General features: G+C 44.2%; 9 protein-coding genes and 1 pseudogene. 5 read left to right on the top strand and 5 right to left on the bottom strand.

Translation table 11 applies throughout. The features are described 5' to 3' along the window. Positions 1-427 precede the first annotated feature (427 nt). Together JC606_RS03425 and JC606_RS03420 are read left to right on the top strand one after the other, a co-directional pair. Positions 428-1,576 (top strand): S-(hydroxymethyl)glutathione dehydrogenase/class III alcohol dehydrogenase, encoded by a 1,149-nt coding sequence (locus JC606_RS03425; protein WP_017631496.1) that lies wholly within the window; start codon positions 428-430, stop codon positions 1,574-1,576. Between the two features lie 164 nt (positions 1,577-1,740). Beyond that, positions 1,741-3,021 carry a dicarboxylate/amino acid:cation symporter gene (locus JC606_RS03420; protein ID WP_198777994.1) on the top strand — a complete coding sequence of 427 codons (1,281 nt, stop codon included), beginning with the start codon at positions 1,741-1,743 and terminating at the stop codon, positions 3,019-3,021. An 81-nt stretch (positions 3,022-3,102) separates the two neighbouring features. Here JC606_RS03420 and JC606_RS03415 read toward each other — a convergent pair whose 3' ends face one another. The 4 genes and pseudogenes from JC606_RS03415 to JC606_RS03400 all read right to left on the bottom strand — a co-directional run bounded on the left by JC606_RS03415 (position 3,103) and on the right by JC606_RS03400 (position 5,888). Beyond that, positions 3,103-3,393: a putative quinol monooxygenase gene (locus tag JC606_RS03415; protein ID WP_137406164.1), complete on the bottom strand. Its 291-nt coding sequence runs from the start codon at positions 3,391-3,393 to the stop codon at positions 3,103-3,105. 202 nt (positions 3,394-3,595) lie between these two features. After that, a pseudogene (locus tag JC606_RS03410) lies at positions 3,596-4,094 on the bottom strand (hypothetical protein). Positions 4,095-4,303: 209 nt separating this feature from the next. Then, positions 4,304-5,095, bottom strand: a complete 792-nt coding sequence (locus JC606_RS03405; RefSeq protein ID WP_198777993.1) for an oxalate:formate antiporter — start codon at positions 5,093-5,095, stop codon at positions 4,304-4,306. A 226-nt stretch (positions 5,096-5,321) separates the two neighbouring features. Then, on the bottom strand, positions 5,322-5,888 hold the full coding sequence (locus JC606_RS03400) for a dihydrofolate reductase family protein (protein ID WP_198777992.1): 567 nt from the start codon (positions 5,886-5,888) through the stop codon (positions 5,322-5,324). Positions 5,889-5,948: 60 nt separating this feature from the next. Here JC606_RS03400 and JC606_RS03395 point away from each other — a divergent pair, with 60 nt between their 5' ends. Then, positions 5,949-6,518, top strand: a complete 570-nt coding sequence (locus tag JC606_RS03395) for a TetR/AcrR family transcriptional regulator (RefSeq protein ID WP_105023901.1) — start codon at positions 5,949-5,951, stop codon at positions 6,516-6,518. Between the two features lie 206 nt (positions 6,519-6,724). Next, positions 6,725-8,254 (top strand): phospholipase D family protein, encoded by a 1,530-nt coding sequence (locus JC606_RS03390; RefSeq protein WP_198777991.1) that lies wholly within the window; start codon positions 6,725-6,727, stop codon positions 8,252-8,254. Between the two features lie 105 nt (positions 8,255-8,359). On the opposite strand, the gene nfsA is transcribed toward JC606_RS03390, so the two are convergent. Further along, the gene (gene nfsA / locus JC606_RS03385) at positions 8,360-9,082 is read right to left on the bottom strand and encodes an oxygen-insensitive NADPH nitroreductase (RefSeq protein ID WP_198777990.1); all 723 of its coding nucleotides are present in this window, start codon (positions 9,080-9,082) and stop codon (positions 8,360-8,362) included. A gap of 516 nt (positions 9,083-9,598) precedes the next feature. Here nfsA and JC606_RS03380 point away from each other — a divergent pair. Further along, on the top strand, positions 9,599-9,985 hold the full coding sequence (locus JC606_RS03380) for a hypothetical protein (protein ID WP_004740375.1): 387 nt from the start codon (positions 9,599-9,601) through the stop codon (positions 9,983-9,985). Positions 9,986-10,265 lie beyond the last annotated feature (280 nt).

Raw genomic sequence — 10,265 nt, 5'->3', positions numbered from 1 at the left:
AAAGACTCGCTACCCAATTAATCGCAAAGCAGCTCCGCTTAAGTGAACTACATTGCGAATCTAGATTCGGGCTTTTCTATTCTAGCTAGATGCTAGATGCTAGATGCAGCGACTTGCGGAGTCTGTTTCTTGTCTAGCAGACCACTGAATCGAGTTAATACAGTAGCGAGTCAATGCGGTATTCTATAAATCATCCTCGGTATCTAAGCGTATCTCTGCGTTTATCGATTTTATTCAGCCTAGGTTAAACCTTTGATTCGCTTTTAGACGAAGTTAATCTTCCTATTTATTATTACTAATATGTAATAATTATTCTCAAAAATATGGGATTATCAAACTTGATGGTCACACCTATACTAGCCTCAACAAAACGAGAGAGCGATAACAAACAGGCTCAACGTTGACTGACTAATATAGGAAATATCACATGACTATCGAAATCAAACCTGGTCAAACTCATATCCAATCTAAAGCTATGGTTGCTTGGAAAGCTGGTGAGCCACTAAAGCGTGAAACGGTTGACGTTGAACTGCCAAAGGCTGGCGAAGTACTTGTTCGTATCGTTGCTACTGGTGTTTGTCACACTGACGCATTCACTCTTTCAGGTGACGATCCAGAAGGTATCTTCCCTTCTATCCTTGGTCACGAAGGTGGCGGTATCGTTGAAATGGTTGGCGAAGGCGTAACAAGCGTTGAAGTTGGCGACCACGTTATCCCACTTTACACAGCTGAGTGTGGCGAATGTAAGTTCTGTAAGTCTGGTAAAACTAACCTTTGCCAAGCGGTTCGCGAAACTCAAGGTAAAGGCCTAATGCCAGATGGCACAAGCCGTTTCTCTATCAACGGTGAGCCAATTTTCCACTACATGGGTTGTTCTACTTTCTCTGAGTACACGGTACTTCCAGAAATTTCACTAGCGAAAGTAAACAAAGAAGCACCTCTCGAGGAAGTTTGTCTTCTAGGTTGTGGCGTAACCACTGGTATGGGCGCAGTACTGAACACAGCTAAAGTTGAAAAAGGCGACACAGTTGCTGTATTCGGCCTAGGCGGTATCGGTCTTTCTGCAATCATCGGTGCTCGTATGGCGGGTGCAAGCAAAATCATCGGTGTTGATATCAACGAGAGCAAATTCGAGCTAGCAAAACAACTTGGCGCGACTGACTGCATCAACCCAATGAACTACGACAAGCCAATCCAAGACGTTATCGTTGAGATGACAGACGGTGGTGTTGATTACTCATTCGAATGTATCGGTAACGTAAACGTGATGCGTCAAGCTCTTGAGTGTTGTCACAAAGGCTGGGGTGAATCCGTTGTAATTGGTGTTGCAGGTGCAGGCCAAGAGATCTCAACTCGTCCATTCCAACTAGTAACAGGTCGTGTATGGCGTGGTTCTGCTTTCGGTGGTGTTAAAGGCCGCTCTGAGCTTCCAGAAATCGTAAACCGTTACATGGCGGGTGAGTTCGGACTACAAGAGTTCATCACTCACACTATGGGCCTTGAAGATGTAAACGAAGCATTCGAACTAATGCACAAAGGTGAATCTATCCGTACTGTTCTACACATGGATAAATAGCCTTAAATCTTAAACCTCATTTGGTTTTCTTAAAGTCCGTTAGATCAAATCTAGCGGACTTTATTTTTTCCTAGGCATGCTTTACCAAGGAATATTTTTATTAAAGGTTGTTCCCTTTAATAAAGGTATCTGAATTGTCCTACAGGGTTACTGGAATTGTCCTTATGTTGACTAAACTTCGCCACTCTTTACCTCTACAGTTAATGTTAGCTGCTTTGCTTGCATGGCTTTTTGCACAACTTATTTCTTCAACCTCTGGTATTACCCAAACGGGGTGGTATCAGTTCTTAATGCTTGGCAAAACTACCTATATCGGCTTGCTAAAAATGGTCGTTGGCTTAGTGGTTTTATTCTCGCTATTGCAAGGTATAACAAGCATTGGTTCGATAACTCGATTGAAGCAAATTGGTCGCAATACGGTGCTTTTCTATAGCTTCACGACGCTGATAGCCATCTCTTTGGGCTTGGGTGCTTCACTACTGTTGCCTGCTTGGGAGCCTTTAACCAGCGTTGCTGCGATTGGAGACGATGTTCAGCTTATAAGCGAAGATGCGGCAGGAGGAGCTGCGATTGCCAGCAAGCTGTTTAGCATGGCATTAGTGAACCCGGTAGCGGCATTAACCAATGGTAACTTGCTCGCGATTGTTGTGTTCTCATTCATGTTGGGTATTGCTCTGCTTTCTTCATTGCCAGAAAAACACCCGATCTTTGAGGTGCTTAATGGCTTGAATAAGAGCATCAATACCATTGTTGGTTGGATAATTCGTTTAGCTCCACTAGCGGTTTTCGCCATTGTCTTTGATTTTACCGTTCGTGGCGGTGAGTCACTGTTTGAGCAATTGGCACTGTTTGCTTTGCTCGTGTTTGTGCTGACTTTGATTCACGGAGCGATTGTCTTGCCGACTATTGCGAAGGTGATGACTGGGATTCGTCTTAGCACACTATTCAAAGGTATCTCGGCACCGATGGCGATGGCGTTCGCAACGTCATCAAGCTCTGCTACTTTGCCACTTGCGATGCAGAGCGCAGAAGAAAAGCTCGGCGTATCGCAAAGTACAAGTAGCATGGTGTTACCACTTGGCGCAGTGATGAACATGGATGGGACGGCACTTTTTGAAGGTGTTGCGGCAATCTTCTTGGCTCAATTGTTTGGTGTGGACCTCACGACTTCTGGCTTGGTGATGATCTTCATTATGGCGATGGTCTCTTCTGTCGGGGCTCCGGGTATGCCATCTGGATCTATGTCTGGCATGCAGCTGGTGTTATTGGCCGCAGGTATACCACTGGAAGCGATCGCGATTCTGCTGATTATTGAACGTCCGTTAGATACATTTCGTACGGCAGTTAATGTAGAAGGTGACATGATTGCTGCACTGGTCGTGGATAAATGGCAGAAGCAACAAAAGACAGTGCTTGAACCAACACTGGGCGAATCTGTAGCTTAGAGAATACCAAGTTCAATGAAAAAGCCCGTTCAGGTGTTCTGAACGGGCTTTTTGTTGTTTGTTAATGTGTTCAGTCAGCGACTAACCGATTTTCGTCATTTCATTGAGAGTGAATGACGCCACACAACCTTCGGTTGCAGCCATGTACTCAGCGAGATGAGTATTCCCCATGTGCGCTTGCCACAGTTCGCGTGATGTCCAGTTTTCGTAGAAAGTGAAATGCGCAGGTTTTTCGTTGTCTTGGTGTAGGTCGTAGTTGATGCAACCTTCTTCTGCACGAGTGGTATCAATTAGCTTTAGCAGTTCTGCTTTAACCACTTCAACTTTGTCTTCGTTAGCGACGATGTTTACGATGATAGTCAGTTGAGTCATGTTTGTTACCTATATTATTTGATTCACCAAAGCGGTGCTGTTCACTGAGTTGCTCTTTATTGGATGAGCAATCATCAGTGCCGATGAACAAAGAATAGTAAGAAGGCTCATGATGATAAACCGCGCTCCGTTAGAATTATTATCAAAAATTAATTGATAATAAAGGAGCTATTAGGTGTTGATTAACAAAGGTAATTGAACTTTAAAACCCGCCCGCCCAGGCATCGAAGTCATCAATATTGTCGAGTTCTTGCTGGCTTCTTGGGGCTGGGTAATAAGGCAGGGCTAATCTCACAACTGAAGGTAATAGCTCCCATTCTGGCGTCATCTTAAGGCGCTTCAATTCATCATTGAGACGAACAAACATATAGTAGCTGTCGCTGTGGGTATTGGCGTAGCTTACGATTGTGGCGATATCACAAGAAGGTAGTTTTACATCTCGGCCAAGTGGGTAGAGCTGATGAAGCGCAAAGCTTACTTTTGGATCTTGTAATTTGCCTTGTTTAAAGCGCTCTAGGCCAATAGCGGTTGAGGTCGTGTGAGGCTTCCAGCCTGTGAGGAACAAGCCACTCAAACTATCTTGGAACGGCTTACCTTTTCGATTACCTTCATTGCTAATGAATTGAACCGTCAGTTTGTCTCCTGATTCTTCCAGAATTTCTAAAAAACTGTTCACCAGTGCGATCGACTAAAAGCTTCATAAGACATAAATACCATTAAGAATGAGATACGATAAATGGTACTACTTTTGGGTAGGATTGTGTAGGAGCGATCAACCCGTTCTTGCAAGTGCCGTGTCAAGATTGCCGTACTTATCATGATTGTACTGAGAACGAATACGCCGAGAGCAATTAGCCCTCGGCGCATTTATGAATTGGCTGTTAAAACCTGTGGCTTACTTAATACGGAATTAGCTTAACTCTTCCTCAACGTATTGAAGACAAAATGACTGAGCATGATCATCAATGTTGACTTGCTCGTTACCTCTCAACTCAAGGTACAGTGTGACTGCTTGTTTGAGTGCCGGGATCAATGCGTCACGTTCTGGCATCGCGACGGTTTTTACGAGTGCTTGCGCAAACTTAGGCAGTCGTTCTTCAATTTTCCTCACACCAGACGGCGTGAGCCCAGCTTGCTTTAGCGCCAGCGGAGATAGAACGTTTTGACGAATGAAAGAGAGAGACTCAACTGTTTCGAAGTATTCGCCACGAGCTATCTTGGTTGCGGCATAGTGCGTCCAAATCCAAAAACGATCTTCAATCCATTGCGGGTCTGGTTGTGGGTAGCGTGGTTCCGCGCTGCTGAACACATCGGTTAATAAGCTATTTCGTTCCCATAACACTTGGTTGTTATCAACTCGAACTGCTGCGTCTGGTAGCGAGACAAATTTGAAATCAACGTGAACAGGCTCTGGGCCAAATACCGACACAATTAAACGTGGCTCACCAACGTGTTCACCCGTGAAGGCAGCGACTTTACCGCCAATGCTATCAAGAATGTTGAACCGTTCTTGCATTACGCTTTCATAGTCGGCTGGGTTAACCGCGATAACAAAATCTAAGTCGCTGTATTTGTCCATCGAGTTAGCGCCAAAGGAGCCACTTGCGGCGATGCCACATATACGAGGATCTTGAGACAAGACATCAACCACTTTGATGAGAAGTGCTTTGTGAGGTGCTGGAAGAGTGCTTGGGTAGTTCATATTTTACCTATCTTAAAAAGTTAGAACTGCAATGCAGCTAGTGCGGCAAAATCAACGCAGCATTATAGAGTGTCAATGTTGGCTTAGCTTGTCAATGATTAGCTTGTGAGCAGAATTAGGAACGGCTTCGAGGAGAGAGCTGGGTTGCAGACTTTAGGTTTCTTAAGTAAAGGAGGCATGATGAGCCAACTCGATTTTGGCTCATCAACATCGATCATTAAGTGGCTTAACGCTTACGTAAATAGTGAGTAGTTACGATCTCATCGAGGTAAGTCGTGACACTTTTTAGCGTAAAGTCGAGAGGAGAGACTAAGTCACCAAATAGCGGAGCACCACCACCAAGAACGACAGGGATCGTCGAGATAATCAGTTCATCAACCAGGTCTTCTTTCAGGAAGTTTTGAATGGTCACACCGCCATCAATATACAGATTGTTAAGGCCTTTGCTGTTTAGATCTTCGATGATCTGAGTGAGTTCGCCCTTTATCAAGAACACTTTACCTTCAAGCTCTTTAGGCACTTCAGTCAACGTGTTACTCAAAACATAAACCGGTTTTGTGTAAGGCCAATCAATACCGAAGCTCAGCACCATATCCATGGTGTTTCGGCCCATTACCAAAGCATCGATACGATCGATATGGGCGTTGTACCCCATGTCATCACCCTCTGGATTTGGGATGGCTTGTAACCATTCTAGACCACCGTTTTTGTCTGCAATGTAACCATCAAGACTCGTACCGATAAAGACAATATTTGACATTGTTAACTCCGAAATTGAACAGGAACTTGGCATTTACGCTGTATTAAATTAAAATATTCTACAGTGTAGAAATTTAGTTTAAGAGGTGGTGTTATGACTGTCAAAGATCAAAAGCGAGGTCGACCAAAGAGTGGATCAAGTCAACTGAGTGCAGAAAAGATCTTAGATACGGCAAAGAGCATGATGCGTGAAGGCGGTAAAGTTCCGAGTATCAGAGGATTAGCCACAGAGCTCGGTGTCGATGCGATGGCGATATACCATTACTTCAAAAACAAAAATGATCTATTGGAGTCGATCACTGTCTCATTGGTAGGTGCAGTGGCACAGCCTGAGCAAAACCAAGTGTGGCAAGAGAACTTGTATCAGCTTAGCGTGAGCTATCTTTCAGTGTTGAATGACTATCGCGGGCTACTAGAAACTTTGCTGACGATGAAATCGCTTGGGCCCGTTGAAGTCTTTAGTGAGCGCTTTGAAGCGGTAGTGAATCCGTTGAATCTTACATCAGAGCAATCCGAAGATGCTCTTCATTTGCTAGTTGACTACTTGCATGGCTATGCGCTTGCATTGAACTGTAACCCGGATAGAACTGAGATTACGGTTGAGATGGTGAGAAAGCCTTTAGGCCTTTATTGCTTGGGTATCGAACAACTGAAAACGTCATGACCTTGTAGTCACTATCGATGCCTGAATAGGTGAATTCGATACTGTGTTCCTCACGATGAAGTCGCTAAGTTTTATTTATACTGGATAATTACCTATAAATTTCTGGATTTAGCAGTAATAATCAATGAATAACCTCGAACAACTTGGTCGTTGAAAAGTTGTCGAGGCTAATTCAAAGACCTCACCGTGAAAAGGAAGTCAAACACATGCCTGTGCTCCAACGCATCAGCTTAACCTTATTACTCGTCGCCGCACTCGGCGGCTGTTCTTCATTACCCGAAGGCATCGATCACCCGGCAGAACCGTACACCTCTTATGGACCAAGCGCTTTATCGGTTTTGGCGGATGAATATCAACCCGAATCAGAGCAGGCGACGACTGCCGTTCGTTTACAAGAATCCGGTTGGGATGCATTGGCTCAGCGCTTGGCACTAGTTGAAAGCGCAGAGCACACCATCGATATTCAATACTACATCTGGAACTCGGATGAATCGGGTAAGTATCTTGCTAGTCGCCTGCTAGCTGCTGCTGATCGTGGCGTTAAGGTTCGCGTGATGCTGGATGACATCAACCTCAATGAGCGTGAAGGGCTACTGTCGGCACTCGATGCTCACCCGAATGTTGAGATTCGAATCTTCAACCCAACACCAACGCGACGTGGTTTCAGTAAGTGGTTGAGCTTCCTTGGTGATTTCTCACGTTTAAACCGTCGTATGCACAATAAATCCTTCACTGTCGATGGTACTTTATCTGTGGTGGGGGGACGCAATATTGGTGATGAATACTTCGACCTTTCTGACGAGATCAACTTCCGAGATCGTGATGTATTGGTGATGGGTACCGTCGTTACCACTATCCAAACCAGCTTTATTGAGTATTGGGACAGCCGTTGGTCTTACCCTGTCGCTATGTTGGGTGACGAAGAGCAACCGGATCTTTCAAAGATTGACGACATAACCGTTCCGCAATACAAAAACTACCCGGAGTTACCATTAAATCGTGAATCGGCAGATAGCTTGCTGAAAAAGACTCTTGATGAGATGACTTGGGTGAATGCTCGTTTCGCTTACGACCGCCCTGTACCTGTCGATTCAGACAATACTGATGAACCAAAAGCAACGGCAGTTCTGTTAGGACAACTAGCCAGTGAATCTAAACAAGAGATCTTGCTTGAGTCGGCTTACTTGGTATTTGATGATGGCCAATTAGAAGAGTGGCAAACGTTGAATAACGAAGGCGTTGAGATAAACGCATTGACCAACTCAATGGCGTCAAATGACTTGGTTACTAACCACTCTGCTTACGCGGGCAGACGCTACGATATGTTAGAGCATGGCATCGACCTGTTTGAGCTAAAACCAGATTCCAAGTTGTGTGAAGCATCTACCCAAGACGTATCAAAATGTGCACCTGAGACAGCTTACGGTCTGCATGCTAAATCAGTGGTATTTGACCGCAGGATTGCGAGTATTGGCTCGTTTAACTTCAACCTACGTTCAACCTACCTAAACACGGAATCGGTGTTAATCATCGAAAACAAAGCGATTGCTGAAACGCTAGCTGAAACTATCGAACAGGCGATGAGCGAAGATAACAGTTGGCGTTTGGAGCTAGAAGATGGTGATGTGTATTGGTACTCAGGTGAGCAAAGTTGGGACAGCGAACCAGAAACCGGCAAGTGGGAGCGCATGCAATCAGGCTTCCTACAGCTTCTTCCGATAGAGAAATATCTATAAGAAAATCAGAACTATAGAGAAGAAAAATGTCAGCGTGTAATGCGCTGACATTTTTGTTTGTGGTGATTGAAACTGAGCTTTTTTATCTGAGCTAGGTCTTGAACGCTACCTCTTAGTCAGTTGCTTACTGTTCAAGTACGGCAGAATATGAGGACGAGATTCACCAGAGAGTTTCTGTGTGATCTGCTGTGACCAACTGCTTTGCTTCTGGTTACTAGAGCGGTTGGCGTAGTAGCTCTGCATTGAATCGTCGTAGCTAGCGATCTCATCTAGGCTCAATGGTTGGTATTGGTTTTCGTGTATCACCACATGAGCTGGAAGGCGAGGCTTCACCTCCGGTTGCTGTGCCGGGTGACCTAAGCACATCCCGAACAACACGGCGGTGTGTTGTGGTAGTTCTAACAGTTCATCGACTTGTTGTGCGCTGTTACGCAGGCCACCAATGTACACGCCACCTAATCCCAACGACTCCGCAGCTAACATGCAGTTCTGCGCCATAATGCCAGAATCGACGGCGCCAATCAGAGTTAGCTCGGTAAAGTCGGTTTTTACCTCAGGGTTAATCTGAGCGTGGCGTTGATAGTCGATACAGAACACCAAAAACTCAGCGGCACTTTCAACATAAGGCTGATTGCCAGCGTATTCTGCTAGCAGTTTGCGCTTCTCTTTGTTTGTCACTCTCACGATAGAAACAGCCTGCAGTAAGCTCGATGACGAAGCCGCGAGACCAGCCTGAATAATCACATCTAGTTGCGCTTTTTCAATCGGTTGATTTGTATATTGACGAATGGAGCGGTGCCCCAGAATAGTTTCAATCGTGCTGTTCATAACTCTCAGACTGTCCTTGTTTTTATTATGCATTACAAATCACCATAACGACATTTTTTAGTGGGGTAAACCTCTAACTCCGTAACGCATTTGTTTTTGAACTTGGAGCTTTTTTGCGTCCAAAGACTGGCTGTATATGTGTCGATTATAATGCACATACGCGGGCGACCGCTATGTGGGCATATTTTCATGTGCCAGTTGAGCAATTCCCTCTGGCCTTTGTTGATATCGCTAGCTGTAGTGAAAAATGAACGCTTCAATAGAGCAAGCGCCGCACAGATTCAATAGTAACACATTGATATGTCGTCAAAGTATTTAGCTTTTATGTAGACACTGATATTTCTAAGAGTGGGTTACGAGTCATTTTCTTCTTTTAGAAATCCCCAAGTCGAGTGAATTAGAACTCTGCATCACATTTATTATAAATTAGTAGATATACCAATACACATTTATTTATCTTGTGAATAGAATCTCGTTCTAGCGTTATTTTGACTATGTAATTGAATGAGAATTAAAATGAATTTGAAATCTATTTTTTTGGCTTGTCTGTCAGCAACGGCTCTTTCTGGTTGTTTGAGTGTTCCAATTGAAGAGTTACAACCAACAGCAGATCAAGAAACAATTGATACCGCTATTGAACACCTAAGCGATATAAAAGGAATGACGATTACAGAAAATGGTGTGATCTATTACGTTGAGTCACTGCCGGGAAATTCTCGATGGTCAACTGCACACATTTCGGAGTTGAGCTACCGTTATTCTTGCCAAGACCTTCGTTGGTTTGTTGATAGAGGCATGATCGTGAGAATGAGATTCCAAGGTAACAGTGGCACGACCCAAGATTATGACCTTGAGCGCTGTGAGACGGAAATTCCAACGGACTTATATGAATCTAAACAGTAGGCTACTAATTATTTCACATTGAGATAAAGCTTCGCTATTTATCAATAGCACATTAATACCCTTTCCTTCTGATGAGGGTATTTTATTTAAAATCTAACAACTGATTCGACTATATTGTGGATTATCAACGAATGCTGACGCTGATACGCTTTGGTGTATTCGAGCACGCTCTGTGCTTGTAGACTCGAGAGACCAATATGAAATATGAGGGAAAAGTATATCGTTACTGAGACAATTCAATTTAACACCCTCGATTTTGTAGGGGGATGTTGTAAATTTG

The organism is Vibrio sp. IB15, assembly GCF_016406055.1.
Lineage (GTDB): Bacteria > Pseudomonadota > Gammaproteobacteria > Enterobacterales > Vibrionaceae > Vibrio > Vibrio chagasii.
The sequence above is the reverse complement of the archived record's forward strand: the minus strand, read 5'-3'. Positions and strand labels throughout refer to the sequence as shown.

Coding starts and splice junctions, on each gene's coding strand:
- JC606_RS03395 (WP_105023901.1), top strand. CDS start 5,949: ATGACTGTCAAAGATCAAAAGCGAGGTCGACCAAAGAGTGGATCAAGT.
- JC606_RS03425 (WP_017631496.1), top strand. CDS start 428: ATGACTATCGAAATCAAACCTGGTCAAACTCATATCCAATCTAAAGCT.
- JC606_RS03420 (WP_198777994.1), top strand. CDS start 1,741: ATGTTGACTAAACTTCGCCACTCTTTACCTCTACAGTTAATGTTAGCT.
- JC606_RS03390 (WP_198777991.1), top strand. CDS start 6,725: ATGCCTGTGCTCCAACGCATCAGCTTAACCTTATTACTCGTCGCCGCA.
- nfsA (WP_198777990.1), bottom strand. CDS start 9,082: ATGAACAGCACGATTGAAACTATTCTGGGGCACCGCTCCATTCGTCAA.
- JC606_RS03380 (WP_004740375.1), top strand. CDS start 9,599: ATGAATTTGAAATCTATTTTTTTGGCTTGTCTGTCAGCAACGGCTCTT.
- JC606_RS03405 (WP_198777993.1), bottom strand. CDS start 5,095: ATGAACTACCCAAGCACTCTTCCAGCACCTCACAAAGCACTTCTCATC.
- JC606_RS03400 (WP_198777992.1), bottom strand. CDS start 5,888: ATGCCAAGTTCCTGTTCAATTTCGGAGTTAACAATGTCAAATATTGTC.
- JC606_RS03415 (WP_137406164.1), bottom strand. CDS start 3,393: ATGACTCAACTGACTATCATCGTAAACATCGTCGCTAACGAAGACAAA.